Source organism: Bradyrhizobium barranii subsp. apii, assembly GCF_011516635.5.
Lineage (GTDB): Bacteria > Pseudomonadota > Alphaproteobacteria > Rhizobiales > Xanthobacteraceae > Bradyrhizobium > Bradyrhizobium barranii.
This window is the reverse complement of record NZ_CP096255.1, coordinates 8,142,700-8,156,612: the sequence shown is the minus strand read 5'-3', so window position 1 is coordinate 8,156,612 and position 13,913 is coordinate 8,142,700. Positions and strand designations below refer to the sequence as shown.

General features: G+C 60.7%; 13 protein-coding genes and 1 pseudogene. 7 read left to right on the top strand and 7 right to left on the bottom strand.

Annotation, left to right across the window (positions count from 1 at the left end):
* Window positions 1–33 precede the first annotated feature (33 nt).
* The 3 genes from HAP41_RS39115 (at window position 34) to HAP41_RS39105 (ending at window position 3,062) form a co-directional block, all read left to right on the top strand.
* Window positions 34–1,620: a tetratricopeptide repeat protein gene (locus tag HAP41_RS39115; RefSeq protein ID WP_166081850.1), complete on the top strand. Its 1,587-nt coding sequence runs from the start codon at window positions 34–36 to the stop codon at window positions 1,618–1,620.
* Window positions 1,621–1,709: 89 nt separating this feature from the next.
* Entirely contained in the window at window positions 1,710–2,204 is a 495-nt protein-coding gene (locus HAP41_RS39110) for a hypothetical protein (RefSeq protein ID WP_224580619.1), read from the top strand.
* Window positions 2,205–2,384: 180 nt separating this feature from the next.
* On the top strand, window positions 2,385–3,062 hold the full coding sequence (locus HAP41_RS39105) for a hypothetical protein (protein ID WP_166105517.1): 678 nt from the start codon (window positions 2,385–2,387) through the stop codon (window positions 3,060–3,062).
* 91 nt (window positions 3,063–3,153) lie between these two features.
* On the opposite strand, the gene HAP41_RS39100 is transcribed toward HAP41_RS39105, so the two are convergent.
* From HAP41_RS39100 to HAP41_RS39085, 4 genes are all read right to left on the bottom strand, one after another.
* The gene (locus HAP41_RS39100) at window positions 3,154–3,519 is read right to left on the bottom strand and encodes a hypothetical protein (protein WP_028151240.1); all 366 of its coding nucleotides are present in this window, start codon (window positions 3,517–3,519) and stop codon (window positions 3,154–3,156) included.
* 53 nt (window positions 3,520–3,572) lie between these two features.
* Window positions 3,573–4,519 (bottom strand): IS630 family transposase gene (locus tag HAP41_RS39095; protein ID WP_166081867.1). Its coding sequence is split into 2 segments (ribosomal slippage): window positions 3,573–4,180 and window positions 4,180–4,519, totalling 948 coding nucleotides; the frame shifts between segments, so codons are not numbered across the junction.
* Entirely contained in the window at window positions 4,477–5,004 is a 528-nt protein-coding gene (locus tag HAP41_RS39090; RefSeq protein ID WP_166081881.1) for a hypothetical protein, read from the bottom strand. The genes HAP41_RS39095 and HAP41_RS39090 overlap by 43 nt, the downstream gene beginning before the upstream one ends.
* A gap of 62 nt (window positions 5,005–5,066) precedes the next feature.
* Entirely contained in the window at window positions 5,067–6,344 is a 1,278-nt protein-coding gene (locus tag HAP41_RS39085) for a metallophosphoesterase family protein (protein WP_224580620.1), read from the bottom strand.
* A gap of 310 nt (window positions 6,345–6,654) precedes the next feature.
* Here HAP41_RS39085 and HAP41_RS39080 point away from each other — a divergent pair, with 310 nt between their 5' ends.
* Window positions 6,655–7,992, top strand: a complete 1,338-nt coding sequence (locus HAP41_RS39080) for a TAXI family TRAP transporter solute-binding subunit (protein ID WP_166081893.1) — start codon at window positions 6,655–6,657, stop codon at window positions 7,990–7,992.
* Window positions 7,993–8,153: 161 nt separating this feature from the next.
* On the top strand, window positions 8,154–8,774 hold the full coding sequence (locus tag HAP41_RS39075) for a bestrophin-like domain (protein WP_479686369.1): 621 nt from the start codon (window positions 8,154–8,156) through the stop codon (window positions 8,772–8,774).
* Window positions 8,775–9,077: 303 nt separating this feature from the next.
* Here the strand turns inward: HAP41_RS39075 and HAP41_RS39070 are convergent, their stop codons facing one another.
* Together HAP41_RS39070 and HAP41_RS39065 are read right to left on the bottom strand one after the other, a co-directional pair.
* Window positions 9,078–9,983, bottom strand: coding sequence for a LysR family transcriptional regulator (locus HAP41_RS39070; RefSeq protein WP_166081913.1), 906 nt, complete (start codon window positions 9,981–9,983; stop codon window positions 9,078–9,080).
* An 84-nt stretch (window positions 9,984–10,067) separates the two neighbouring features.
* Window positions 10,068–10,903, bottom strand: a pseudogene (locus HAP41_RS39065) (IS5 family transposase).
* A gap of 132 nt (window positions 10,904–11,035) precedes the next feature.
* On the opposite strand from HAP41_RS39065, the gene HAP41_RS39060 reads away from it, so the two are divergent.
* The gene (locus HAP41_RS39060) at window positions 11,036–11,932 is read left to right on the top strand and encodes a sterol desaturase family protein (RefSeq protein WP_166081928.1); all 897 of its coding nucleotides are present in this window, start codon (window positions 11,036–11,038) and stop codon (window positions 11,930–11,932) included.
* Between the two features lie 182 nt (window positions 11,933–12,114).
* Here the strand turns inward: HAP41_RS39060 and HAP41_RS39055 are convergent, their stop codons facing one another.
* Entirely contained in the window at window positions 12,115–12,279 is a 165-nt protein-coding gene (locus HAP41_RS39055; protein WP_166081951.1) for a hypothetical protein, read from the bottom strand.
* 128 nt (window positions 12,280–12,407) lie between these two features.
* On the opposite strand from HAP41_RS39055, the gene HAP41_RS39050 reads away from it, so the two are divergent.
* Window positions 12,408–13,853: a coniferyl aldehyde dehydrogenase gene (locus tag HAP41_RS39050; protein WP_166081958.1), complete on the top strand. Its 1,446-nt coding sequence runs from the start codon at window positions 12,408–12,410 to the stop codon at window positions 13,851–13,853.
* The last annotated feature ends 60 nt before the right edge of the window (window positions 13,854–13,913 follow it).

Sequence of the window (13,913 nt, the reverse complement as noted above, 5' to 3'; positions counted from 1 at the left end):
AATTCATTGCGTGTCAGGCAAAGGGAGGGATCCATGCGGAAGTCCCTGTTCCTCGTCATCGTAGCCGGTTTCGGCCTATCAGGACCACAGGCTCTGGTCGCGCAAGACGATGTAGATCAGCAGCTCGGCAGCGTTCATTTCCAGACCTCTTGCAACGATGTGGCCCAGCGTCGTTTCGATCGCGGGATGCGCTACCAGCATTCCTACTGGTACGCCAACGCCAAGGAGATCTTCGAGGAAGCCATCAAGGCTGACCCGACATGCAGCATGGCCTATTGGGGCATTGCGCTCACCTACATGGACAATCCGCACAATGCGATTCCAAAGCCGAACCTCGCGCCAGGCCTCGCCGCGATCATGAAGGCCAAGGAGATCGGCGCCGCGACCGAGCGCGAACGCGACTACATCGATGCGCTGATGGTGATGTATGCCGACTACGACACGATCCCTCACGTCCAGCGGATGCGCATGCTGCGTGACACGCAGGCGCGCGTCGCGGCAAAATATCCAGACGACGACGAAGCCCAGATCGCCTACGCCATTACGCTCAATACGTCGGCGGATCTGAACGACAAGACCTACGCGCAGCAAATTAAAGGCGCGGCGATCCTCGAGCCGATCTCCATGCGGCTGCCGATGCATCCGGGCGTGACGCATTATCTGATCCATCTCTACGACTACCCGGCGCTGGCGCAGAAAGGGCTCGATGCCGCCAATCGTTACGCCAAGATCGCACCGGCCGCGCCGCACGCCCAGCACATGCCCTCCCACATCTACACACGCGTCGGCTATTGGAAGGAATCGATCGACTCCAACACTGCTTCCGTGAAAGCCGCGATGGCCGAAAAGTCGGTCGGCAACTACCTGCACGCGCAAGACTACATGGTCTATGCTTACCTGCAGCTCGGCCAGGACAAGCAGGCGCGCGCCGTCATCGACGACATGATCAAGGAGACCGACTTCAAGGCGACAGTCGCGGCGGCAGACTACGCACTGGCGGCTTCGCCGGCGCGTTATGCGATCGACCGTGGCGATTGGGAGGGTGCCTCGCAGCTGCCGGTCAGGCCGAGCAGCCTCAACTTTGCGATGGCGGTAACGCATTTCGCCCGGGCCCTCGGCGCAGCGCGCTCCGGCAAACCGGAAGCCGCCAAGGCCGACATCCAGAAGCTGGCGGAATTGCGCGACAAGCTGCGGGACGCCAAGGACAATTATTGGTCCGGAATCGTCGACATCCAGCGTCAGGTCGCCGTCGCCTGGGTGCTTTACGCCGAGGGCAAGTATGACGACGCGCTCAATGCGATGAGCGCCGCGGCGGATGCAGAGGACAAGACGGAAAAGCACGTGATCACGCCCGGGCCGCTGGCCCCGGCGCGCGAGCTTTACGGCGTCATGCTGCTCGATCGCGGCATGGCCAAGGAGGCGCTTGCTGCATTCGAGGCAACCAAGGCGAAGGAGCCGAACCGCTTGCACGCGTTCGCGGGAGCGGCCAAGGCGGCCGAAGCCCTTGGTGACAGGGAAGCGGCACGACAGAACTGTCAGCAGCTCGTAACGCTGACGGCCAGTGCCGATTCGGAACGCCCCGAGGTCGCGGCGGCGAAGCAATACCTCGCCAGCAACTGAGCCGGAACGAGAACGGTGGAATGATGAGAAGGGCAGCCGCCATCGCCGTCGCAGCAATCTCGCTGGGAAGCGCGCTGGCGGCGTCGCTCTTGTGGCTCCATTTGCCACGGCATGCCGCCGCGAATTCCGCCACGCCGGTGTGGCACGAGGTGACTTGGCCGTTCTCGATTGACCAATGGGGCAAGGGAAAGGCGTTCCGCTGCAGGGCGGCCGACTGCGGCGTCGAGGTGACGCTGTACCTGCGCGCCAAGATAGGTTTTTGCAACTGCACGACGGGCGTCGCCGATGACGAGGACCTCGATCGTATGGGCGATACCGTTCTCCTGGGCGAAGTCTCTCCACGCGGTTCCGGCCATCCCATCAGAATTGCGTCGATGAACGGTCGCAGCCGCGCCTACACGCTCAACTCACGTGGCGCTCCCGGCAAAACGCTGGTGTCGGTCGTCTACAACGAGCGTTGCGACATGATCGCAGCGACCGCTGTCACTGGCTCCGATCGGCCGGAGACCATCGAACCCCGCGTGATCGAGTTTCTGGGCGGCAGCACCGCGATGCACTGGGCCGAAATCACACTGGGTCTGTGATTGACTGCACCTTCCCGATCGGCGGGCATTTCAATGCGGCGAATGGCCCGCGCAGCTGGGGCGAGGATTGCTATCGACAGGGGCAATCTCATTCGCCTAAACATGAGCCATGCGTTTCCGTCGTCTTGTCCCGATATCGAAGGTCTCCGCCCTGTCCGCGAAACAAAGCGCGGCGGCTGGATGAGACGGTTTTTGTCGGGGGCGTTGCCGTTCTACGCGCTGGCCGGATTGGCCATGTGCATGTACCTCGTCCTGTACAAGACGAACCTGTTCGACTTGAACGCCATCGTCCAGGGTGCGACCGGTTCGGCATGGTTTCCGGCCTTCATGTTCGCTTGCGTGCTCCTGGAGTCGGTCTTCCCGTATTTCGGCTATTTTCCTGGAACCGCCCTCATCCTGATGTCCGTGGCGCTCAATCCGAAGCCCGCTGATGTCTCCGTTTTTGTCGTGGCGTGGCTGGCTATCATCGTGGGCGCCGTTCTGAGTTACGGACAGGCTCGTTTTTTCAGACCGTTGTTGCAGCGGGTTGCCTCAAAAGCGGCACTGAGCCGATGTGAGTCCCTTCTCGACTCCTATGGTCCGTACGCGCGCGTTGCCTTGTTCGTTCATCCCAACGCTTGCGCGATGTATTTCACGGCGCTCGGACTTCTCGGCCGGAACCTGACGCGAGAGCTTGCCCATCTTTGCGTGGGTGCAGCGGCTTCCGTGGGCATTCTGTTCGTCGTCGTGACCAGGCTGGTGTCGTCCGCAGGTGCCACCGATGATGGGGAATTGCAGGTGCTGCTGGCGGCAGGCCTGGTCGCCATCGGAACCCTCGTCGGTCTCTACGCGGCCTTGCGGCCGGATCGGGCTGCTTGAGGATTGATCCGGAAGAGCGCGAAGCGGTTTTCCGAACAGAGAGCTCGCTTTGAGCTTGGTCGGTCATGATCCATGTGCGGAAGCACCCAAGTCAGAGCCTAAACCAAGGCAGGGTGAGATAGACGCAAGCGATCATCGAGAGGATGGGAATTACCCACACCCATCCCGACCAGAAGTTTCGCACTGAACGTCCGGGTAACGACGCAGCAACGAGGGCGACGATCAGTGCCCCGAGCGCGGCCGTCGCGGCCCACCCGTACCAGTACATCGCTGGAGCTAGAAATCCCATCGCAGGGTCAGCAACGTCTCGCGAATGATGCGTGCCCGCCAGCACAATGCCGAGCGACGGGAAAACGGTGAAAAGAGCAAGGTCCTTTGCGAGTGCAACCACGTAGAGGAAGCCAAATGTCGTCCCGAACGCGAATGCAAAGCGGCGGAACGCAGCCGATAACGTCATGCGCCGAAACCCCTGATGTTGTTTACGACGTGGCCAGTTAGAGCGTTTTCCGATCACGTTGCGTCGTAACCAGCCGCGACGAGATAATTTTGACATTCCTCGGGTGAGAAGCGTTTGAGAGCGTTGGCGATTGCTTGCCAGAGATCGGGCATGGTGCGGGCTGCGGCGGCCCGCAACAGCGCTTTCAGTTTGGAGAAGGCCATTTCAATCGGGTTGAAGTCTGGACTGTAGGGCGGAAGATAGAGCAGGCTAGCTCCGACCGCCTGGATGGCCTCTCGAACGCCATGGACCTTGTGAGCGGGCAAGTTGTCCATGATAACGGTATCGCCCGGCCGCAGCGATGGGGCGAGCAATTGCTCGACGTAGGCCAGGAAAGCGTCGCCATCCATTGGACCGTCCAGAACAAGCGGCGCGATCAGACCGTCGGAGCGCAATCCAGCGGTGAACGTCGTCGTCTTCCAATGTCCGTGTGGGATAGCTGCACGACATCGCTCGCCGCGTGGCGAGCGCCCGTAACGCCGCGCCATTTTGGTGTTGGCGCTGGTTTCGTCGATGAAGACGAGACGCTCAGGGTCAAGGTCGATTTGCCCTTCGAACCACTCCTCACGTGCGGCATTTATATCGCCGCGCCGTTGCTCGGCGGCGTGCGCTGTCTTTTTTTAAGTGTGATCTTTCTGCGCTGGAAAAAACGCCAGAGCGACGCGATGCCAGTCGATATTCCACGACGTTTCAACAGTTCTCGCAACTCGGCAAGCGTGATATCCGGCCTCGCTGTCACCGCCTCCAGAATCAATTGCGAATGCGCTTCGATGCGCTGCGATTTGCGGTCACCGCCCTGGCGTTTAGGAACGATGTCGCCAACTTTCTTGAGGCGACCGCGCCAGCGGATTGCACTGGCCGCGCTGACACCAAAGCGCTCAGCAGCCTGTCGACAGGACATGCCACCGTCAATCGCGGCTACCACCCTTTGGCGAAGATCAACCGAAAGCGCCCTGGCCATACATGCTGGCCTCCCTCGCCAGCATGCAGCTTGAATCTGACTCGCGCCGTTTTGGGAATCCCCACCCGATTCTTTCCGGTCGGAAAATGCTCTAGGAAGCCCCACCAGATGACAAAGGCGAGGATCGAGGTGAGCATCGTGCGCGTCTGAGCAGGCTCGTCGGCACGCGGCCGTCGCCAGCAAACCCAGTAGGCTGGTAGCAACGCAAAACCGATAGCGGCGAAGTGCTCCTTGAGGTCGAAGAAGCCCAGGGCTGGCCAATGACCGGCGCGCTCTAACTCTGGCCTGATGTCGACGCGAAAATACAGATAGATAATCCCACCAAGCAGGATGGAGATGGCATACAAGACGACGACGGCGTCGGCGAACCGGGCCGATGGCACGGAGCGAAAGCGGCCGAAAAACGAACTGGGGCGCGTTCCCACAGTCGCCCACGTCGCCAAGGTCTGGTGCGTAATCGCGCCAAGCAGTGCAACGGCGACCAAGCCGTGAATAATCAGGAGTACTGTCGCCAGAACCTCACTCCCGGCCTATTGCCCGCTTGCGGTCACGTGAAGAGTTCCTCAGTCCCGAATGGCTCCGCCGACCACGGCCGGAAGCGATTGAGGGTGAACTTCGTCTTCTGGCCGGGTTCAACGTCCACCAGCACGTAGTTGTACTCCTCTTGCGGAGGCTGGCCCTTCCAGTAAAGGTCCCGCGGATAGTCGGCGGGCACCTTGATGCTGGTTCGCCCCGGCAGGATTGGGTCTTGTTCTGCGCCCCCACCGCCCAACATCAGATACTTTACCCCATCTACATCGTAGATTTTCGTGGTGTGGACGTGCCCGTTCAACACGATCACCTCCATGTCCTTGGCATACGACGCAATCACCTTGTGCGGGTTATCGGGAGCCGGGATCGGGCCTAAGCCTGACCGCGCAAACACGGGATAGTGGAAGACGATAAACGCCTTCCGAATGCCGTTGGCCTTCGCCTCGTCCATCCACTTTTGAAGCTGGGTCATCTGCTCGGCATATTTTGGCCGATCAGCGTCCCACAGCGACGGCGAACGGTAATCGTACTTGCCACTCCAGAGATAGATGAAGCGGGTGCCCTTGAAGTCGAATTTGTAGATGAGGTTTTCCGGCGTGACGCCGAATTTTTTCAGATACGGCACAGCCGAAAGTACGCCCTCAATCTTTGGGTCGGCCCACACCTCATGATTGCCCACACTCATGAAAAAGCGCCCATCCAGACCGGCTGCGCGCATCTCGTCATCCGGCGCGGGTAGCTTCTTCAACATTGTTTCGTTCACGCGCTTCCAGTATGGGCTGTCACTTACGGTCAAGCCCTGATTGCCCCACCACACAGCGTCACCGCTATTGACCACGAATTTGGCGCGACCGGATTGAACGTCCTTGACAATTTCGCGCGTCACCCATTCGCCGCCCTGAAGCCGGAACATGGTTCGATGCACTCCGGGAAGCAGTTTCACGTCTTCAACGGATGCCTCAGTGACCCAACCTTTATCTACCGTCAGGGTCATCACTTCCGTCTTGGATACGAACGGCATGACGACCTTGATCAGGTCCTTTGTGACCGGATCGAAGATCATCTTCACATCCTTCGCTACGACGGCCTCGGCGACCTTTTCCGGCATGACCAATCCGAACATCTCGACGAAGAACTTGCTGAGGTCCGGTTGTCCCTCTTTCAACGGGAGGTACATCATCGGTCGGGTATCGCCGACCGCAGCGAATGAAAAACCGGCTGCGGGAAGCGGTGCTTGCGCGGGCGTTGTTTGTGTCTGGGCACCGGCAACGCGTGGCACGGAGAATGCGGGCACTGCTGCGAGGGCGCCTAGAACCAGGCGACGACTGGGCTCGTTAGGCCAAGAGGATTGCATGATGATCACCCCTGATCGAGGAGAGGGAATGAGCCGCCGCATAGGGCGCGCAAACAGCCCGATTTGCCGGCCGTTTCCCGTAGACCTTCAGCGGTGGGTAAGCTTGATATAGATCAACGTCCTCATCTGCCGTAGCAGCGAGCACGTAGAGCGGCGGCTGGCAGCTATTCTGGCCGCGGACGTTTGCGGGCATCGCAGGTGTGCAGAAATACAGCGGCAAGGACGTGGCGAACCCACACAGGTGGCGAGCATGATGTCGATGAAATTGCCGCTGTGGCTTCGCTTTTTCCTGCTCGTTGGCGTCGTCGCCTTTGCGGCAGGCGCGGGTCTCCTTGCCTATCGGTACTACAGCCGCCCGGTAACGCTGACTGTGGCGGTCGGCTCGCTCGACGGCGAGGCAGCGAAGGCAATGTCAGCGATAGCAGGCGAGTTCGTTTCAGCGAACGCGCCGGTCCGGCTCAAGGTCATCGACAGCGGCACCGCGCTCGAGGCCGCTGCGGCTTTCTCCGCGGGCAAGGTCGATCTCGCTGTGGTTCGCGGCGATGTCGGCGACTTGTCGCAGGCGCAAGCCGTCGTCGTCGTCAGCCATATGGTCGTACTGATCATCGCGCCGCCGGGATCGTCCATCGACAGCATTGCCAACCTGAAGGGACGCACGGTCGGCGTGGTCGGCGGAGCAGTGAACGCCAAAATTGTCGATGTGTTGACCAAGGGATACGATCTGGCGGGCGCAAAAGTTGTCTTCAAGAACCTTGCTTTGACGGATGTCCGGCAAGCCATTCAGTCAAAGCAAGTCAGCGCCCTGCTTGTCGTGATCCCGCTCGCCGAAAAATACCTCTCGCTCGTTCGCGGATTTTTTCAGCTCGACCGTAAAAAGACCCCGGTACTGATCCCAATCGAGTCCGCGGGGGCAATTGCAGAGAATGAGCGCGCTTTTGAAAGCTTCGACGTCCCGAAGGGCACACTGCGGGGATCGCCGCCGGTCCCGGAAGATGACCTGACGACTCTGAGGACCTCGCTATATCTGGTTGCGCAAAAGAAGCTTGGCACTGATCTGGTAACCGACCTCACGGAGGCGATCATGAGCGCGCGCAGGAATCTTCTGCGTGAGCAGCCGATTTTCGCGCAGATCACCGCGCCCAGCACCGACCAGGATGCCTACCTTCCGCTGCACCCTGGCGCCGCAGCCGTCTACAACAGCACCACGCAAAGCTTCATGGATGAGTACGGCAACTGGATCTATTTGACGCCGATGGTACTGGGTGGCGCTGCCACCATGCTTGCGGCGGCGTGGAAATTCCTGGGCCTCGGCAGCCGCGCAGCCGAAGGCCCGCTCGATTCTCTCTACGCCCTGGCGCGCCGGATTCGGAAAGTCGATACAGAGGCTGAACTTTCGGATATCGAAGACGAAATCGACCGCATTCTAAAGGCGGAGCTCGCCAAATCCGCTGCTGGAGACGAGAGCGCGGTGGATGATGCCACATTGAACGTGGCAGCCCACCGGCTGGAGAGCTTGATTCACGACCGACGCACATTGATCGCCAAGGGACCCGCAGTTGCCTCCGCGGCGAAGGCGACACAGCGCTAAGTCACGACACGCCTCGCAACACAGTGGTGAATCATGAATGCAATCGCGCTATCGTGCATCACGTTTCTATGCATCTCAGGCGGTGCCCTGCTCGGTATGTTCCTTCCTGGGCATCACCTGAGCACGGATGACAAGGATGTGGTCAGGCTGGGCACGGGCCCATCGGGACGATAGCCGCGCTTGTCCTCGGTCTGCTGATCGCCTCGGCGAAGGGCTCCTACGACACGCAGAGCACTCAAGTCACGCAGATGACGAGTAATGTTGTCCTGCTCGACAATCTGCTGGCGCAGTACGGACCGGAGGCGAATGACGAACGCAATCTGTTGCGGCGCGCCATCGTTGTTTTAGCCGATCGAATGTGGCGCGAGAAAAGTTCCGAGGTTGCCAAGGCGAACCCCTTCGAGGCCAGCGCCGTAAGCGAAGCATTCTTTGCGAAGCTTCAGGAGCTTTCGCCGCAGAACGATTCCCAGCGCTCCCTGCAAGCCAGGGCCATACAGATCGCCACCGACATTGCGCAAACCCGCCTGTCGCTGTTCGCACAGACGAACAACTCGATCCCTATGCCGTTCCTGGTGGTGCTGATTTTCTGGCTCACCATCATCTTTGGAAGCTTCGGCCTGTTTGCCAAACCCAGCGCAACCGTTTTCGGCTCGCTGTTCGTTTTTGCACTGTCGGCCGCCGGGGCGATCTACCTGGTCCTGGAGCTGGGTCAGCCATTTGCGGGTTTGATGCAGATTTCCAGCGCGCCACTGCGCAGCGCCCTCACGCCGCTCGGTCCCTAACGTTCGCATGATCGAGGTTGCCGGCCAGAGCGAGCCCCGACTGCTATCGTGGTCGTCGCGACCTGCTGCGGCGGTTTTTCGAGTTGATCAAGATGCGCATTGTGCTGCGATGTCCGAATCTGGCCCATGTCGGTCGGCTGCCTGATTTCTGCTTGCGAGGGCAAAGCGGACATTTGGGAAATTAGCGAGGTCGGCTAAGGGCCACAAGCAGACTCCGGCGTCTGGTCGATCACTTCGAAACAGTCGTCATAATGGACAGGCCGGTAGTCCGCACCGGACGATGCGTCGAGTGCGACAAGGCGCCTAGACGTTGATCTCGGCCGCTGCCCGCACAATCGCTGCTACGGTTGCCTTGGCTGCCGGCGACGAGGTTCTCCCTCGCAAGCACACGATGCCCGTGCTTGACGGCGGCGACTGCCAGCCATGTACGACAAGCCGGACAAGCGCGCCGGATTCCAGCTCCCCCCGTACCGCCGCGTTCGTCGCACCCAGAACGGTATCCGTGGTGAGCGCGACCGTCTTGAGCAGGCCGTAGTTGTCGCACTCGAGCGCAACGGCGGCCTCCTGGCCCGCAGGCAGGCCCAGCAGGGCGGCGAGCTCCACCTTTGAGGGGCTCAGCAACTTCGGTGCGGCGAGACCGTACGCCCAGACGTCCTGCAGCATGTGCTCGCGCCCGGCCAGCGGATGTCCTGCCCGCACATACAGGCCGGCCTGCTGCCCCCCGATCAACTGGATGTCCAGCGCGGCATCCCCAGGCATGTCACGGACATCGGCGGCAAAGAACTCGATGCTTTCGGTACGCAAGCTCTCCAGCAACTGCACCCAGTTGCCGACCTCCATGCGCAGCGCCACCTGCGGGTGCTGGCGGCGCAACGCCACAAGCGCGCGTGGCATCAGGGTGGCCGTTAGCAGCGGCCCGACGCCGAAGGCCGTGTCGCCGAGCTGGCTGTCGCGGTAAAGATCCACGTCGCGCTGCAGGCAACGCGCCTCGAACAGCAGCTTGCGCGCCCGCTCAATGACGAATTCCCCGGCACGGGTGGGGCGGACATCACCAACGTCGCGGTCGAACAGGCGGATACCCAGGTCGTTCTCGATGGCCTGGATGCTGCGGCTGAAGGCCGGCTGGCTCAGGTGGGCGGCTGCGGCGGCGCGGGCGAAGTGCAGAGTGTCGGCAAGGGCGACAACGTGATTCAGGCGGCGCAGATTCACGGCATTGCTCTCCATGCATCAAGACGATGAGTATTATGCATTGGACGCAATATGGCGACACCCCTTAGAGTCTGTCCGGAAAGATTACCTTGGATTGCATAGCTTTCGCAGCATGAGTCGGATGGAGGCCAGCTTGAGAAAGGCGAGCGCCCTGTGATTGAAGCATTCCCAATCTTTGGACAGTCTTCGGCATCGCCCGAGCCAGGCAAAGGTACGCTCGACGATCCAGCGTTTGGGCAAGACGACGAAACGGTGAGCCTGATCGGAGCGTTTGACGATTTCGAGGTTCACGCGCTTCAGAGCGCTACGCAGCCCCTTCTGGAAATGTGGCCCTTGATATCCGCCGTCGGCGTAGAGCTTCAGAAGAAAGGGATAGAGGCCGAACAACGTTGCCATCAGGAGCACGCCGCCGTCGCGATCCTGGATGTCCGCCGCATGCACGATGGCGTGCATCAAGAGGCCTTGCGTGTCGACGAGAATGTGCCGCTTCTTGCCCTTGATCTTCTTGCCCGCGTCGTAGCCATGGAGATCATGAGGCCCCCTTTTTCAGCGCTTTTCACGCTCTGGCTATCGATGATGGCGGCGGTGGGAGAAGCCTCGCGCTCGGCCCTTTCGCGACATTCGACATAGAGGGCGTGATGAATTTTATCGAGCGTGCCGTTCCAGCTCCACAGATCGAAGTAGCCATACAGCGTCGAGCGCGGCGGCAGGTCCTTGGGGATCGCGCGCCACTGGCAACCTGTGCTCAGGATGTACATCAGCCCGTTGGCAATCTCGCGCAGGTCCACCGTACGCTTGTTGCCGCCGCGCTTGGCCGGCGGGATGCGAGGCGCGATCAGCGCCCACTCCTCGTCGGTCAAGTCGCTCGGATAGCGCAGGCGGCTGCGGTCGTAGCGTGCACGGTTCTCGGTAGTCCACATTGGCGGCGCGTCCCCATCGAATCAGGCCGCTCACCTTGAATCACAACCGATTCATTCGACTCAACATGTTTTGGAACAGACACTTAGACCGTTCCACAATTCAAAACATGAGAGCGGCAGGAGACGTCCCATATGAGCTCGCAATTGCAGTACCTCTTAATTGGCGCCTGCATCCTAGGCTTTGCCGCCATGGAGTTCGTCACCCGGCGGTATCAAGCCACCGTGCGCGGCAACGCGACAGCCAACGACGCCTGGCTTGAAGTGCTGATGTTCGTCAGCCTGATCGCCATCACCCAGCCGATCGCACTGCTAGGCAGCAACACGCTGTGCAACTGGCTCATGCCCGCGCAGCACAACGCCTGGGCCAATCTGCCGTGGTGGGCCATGGCCGGCCTGCTGCTCATCGGCGATGACCTCACGCAGTACCTCTGGCACCGCGCCTCGCACACGCCGCTGCTGTGGCCGCTGCACCGCGCGCACCACAGCGCGGCCTACATGAGCGTGCGCATTACCTACCGCAACAACTTCTTCTACTACCTGATGATGCCGGGCCTGTGGATCGGCGGGGTGGCGGTGTACCTTGGTTTTGGCCCGGTCTACGCGGCGTACCTGGTGATCAAGCTGACGGTCATCCTGGGCGCGCACTGCGCCTGGGCGTGGGACGCGCCGCTGTACCGCATCCGCGCGCTGCATCCGCTGATGTGGGTGCTGGAGCGCACCATCTCCACGCCGGCCACGCACTGGGCGCACCACGCGCTCACCAACGAAGATGGCATCGGCCACTACAAGGGCAACTTCGGCAACCTGCTGTTCTTCTGGGACGTGCTGTTCGGCACCGCGCATATCACACGCAAATATCCGGCCAAGATCGGCCTGCAGGACGACATCCTGTTTGGCCCGGAGCGCTGGACGACGCAGATGTTCTACCCGCTCGTCCACTCCAAGCGCGAGCATTCGGCGCTGCGCCCCGGCGGCTATGGCTTCACCGAAGCCGACCTGCAGACCGAAGCTAAGCAGAAGGCCACCTGAACGCGGGTAGCGTCGAGGCGCCGCAGCAAGCGTTCGCGATGCCTCGGAAGGAGCTGGAATGGGTAACCATCTGGTCCGCGAGCGGCCTCTTGGCCACACCGAGATGAGCCGAGCGGAAACCATCGTGCTTGCGGCTGGAGCACCGCGCCTGTGGCGGTCTTCATCCGACTCATTGGTATTGGTTAGGAGAAGGCGATGATCGTCTGTTCCTGCAATGTGTTCAGCGACCACCAGGTGCGGTCAGTGGTCATAAAAGAAGCGCGACGGCCCCGCATGAGCGAGGTGTATGCCTGCCTCGGATGCTGCGCCCAGTGCGGCTGCTGCGCTCGCGCCATCAAGCGGATCATGGATGAGAGGCCGGGCTCCGTCCATGCGAGCGCAAGCATGCACTGACTTGGAGTTGACACGGTCACGGTCAGCGCGTGCCCTGGTTATCCACCTGGAGGACACGCGAAACCCAGAGAAAGCGAACATCATGAACGTGCCTGTCAATTTCCGTTCCGTCGACATTCCCGCCGAACTGCAGTCCTGCTTCGCCGCGCAGCGGGCGGCCTATTTGGCGGCGCCCGAGCCATCCTACGATCAGCGCATTGCTGATCTGAAGGCCCTCGGGCAACTCCTGAAGGACAACAAGGACGAGCTGGTCGCAGCGATCAACGCCGACTACGGCAACCGGTCTGAATTCGAGACCCTGTTCGCCGAATATTTCGTTGTCCTGGAAACAATCGCCGACGCCAGAAAGAACCTGAAAAAGTGGATGAAACCGCAGCGCAGGCACGTCGACTTCATGACCTACCCGCTCGCGCGCAACCGCGTCATCCCACAGCCGCTCGGCGCCGTCGGGGTCATCGTTCCCTGGAATTTCCCGCTTAACCTCAGCTTCTGCCCGCTCGCCGCAATTCTGGCCGCCGGCAATCGTGCGATGGTCAAGATGTCGGAAAATTCAAGAGCGCTCGCCGAGGTCCTGATCCGTGTCTCGCCAAAGTATTTCCCGCTCGAGAAGCTTGCCTTTTTCGAGGATGGCGGCGGACGAGGACCCGCATTCTCGTCATTGCCCTTCGACCATCTGCTGTTCACGGGATCCGGCGCGACTGGTCGCGCAGTCATGGCAAACGCGGCCCGCAACCTCACCCCTGTCACGCTTGAATTGGGCGGCAAGGCACCTGCAATTGTTGGGCCTGACTTCCCGGTCAAGACAGCGGCAGAGCGCATTCTCTGGGTGAAGATGTTCAATGCCGGTCAGATCTGTACGAATGTCGACTACATGTTTCTGCCCAAAGGGAGTGAGGACGAGTTCGTCCATCATTGCCGCAAGCTGTTTGCCGAGCGCTTCCCGGACATCAACGGTCAAGACTACACGTCGATCATCGATGAACCGTCGTTCACGCGGCTGCAGGCGACCCTGGAGGATGCCCGTACAAAGGGTGCAGTCCTGGTCAATCTTGCGGAACGGCAGATTCCGGACACGAAGCAGCGCAAATTTCCACCGCATCTCGTGCTAAATCCGACGGACGACATGATTGTCATGCAGCGCGAGATCTTTGGCCCGATCCTGCCGATCAAGACCTATACAGATCGGCAGGAGGTCGCCGACTATATCAATAGTCACGACCGACCGTTGGCAATCTATCCATTCACCTCCGATGCCGAGCTGCGCGACTTCTACATCTCGCGGGTGATGTCGGGTGGCGTATCGGTCAATGAAGCTCTCCTGCACGTCGGCCAGCACGACCTGCCATTCGGTGGGATCGGTGCGAGCGGTATGGGCCATTACCACGCGCGCGAGGGGTTCAACACCTTTTCAAAATTGCGCCCGGTCTTCTATCAAGGTCCTCTCTCGCCGATCCAAATGCTATTTCAGCCGCCCTACGCCGGCCGCCCAATGAGCATCCTGCGGACGATGATCAAGTGGAAGACGTGATGCGTGACTGTGGCAGATCGGCGCCAATGATATGCGCCGCAAGCCTGGGCGGATGCCGGG

What these genes read in the sequence shown, in the direction of transcription:
- HAP41_RS39050 (WP_166081958.1), top strand. Translation starts at nt 12,408, where the DNA reads ATGAACGTGCCTGTCAATTTCCGTTCCGTCGACATTCCCGCCGAACTG.
- HAP41_RS39115 (WP_166081850.1), top strand. Translation starts at nt 34, where the DNA reads ATGCGGAAGTCCCTGTTCCTCGTCATCGTAGCCGGTTTCGGCCTATCA.
- HAP41_RS39060 (WP_166081928.1), top strand. Translation starts at nt 11,036, where the DNA reads ATGAGCTCGCAATTGCAGTACCTCTTAATTGGCGCCTGCATCCTAGGC.
- HAP41_RS39080 (WP_166081893.1), top strand. Translation starts at nt 6,655, where the DNA reads ATGATGTCGATGAAATTGCCGCTGTGGCTTCGCTTTTTCCTGCTCGTT.
- HAP41_RS39105 (WP_166105517.1), top strand. Translation starts at nt 2,385, where the DNA reads ATGAGACGGTTTTTGTCGGGGGCGTTGCCGTTCTACGCGCTGGCCGGA.
- HAP41_RS39100 (WP_028151240.1), bottom strand. Translation starts at nt 3,519, where the DNA reads ATGACGTTATCGGCTGCGTTCCGCCGCTTTGCATTCGCGTTCGGGACG.
- HAP41_RS39055 (WP_166081951.1), bottom strand. Translation starts at nt 12,279, where the DNA reads ATGATCCGCTTGATGGCGCGAGCGCAGCAGCCGCACTGGGCGCAGCAT.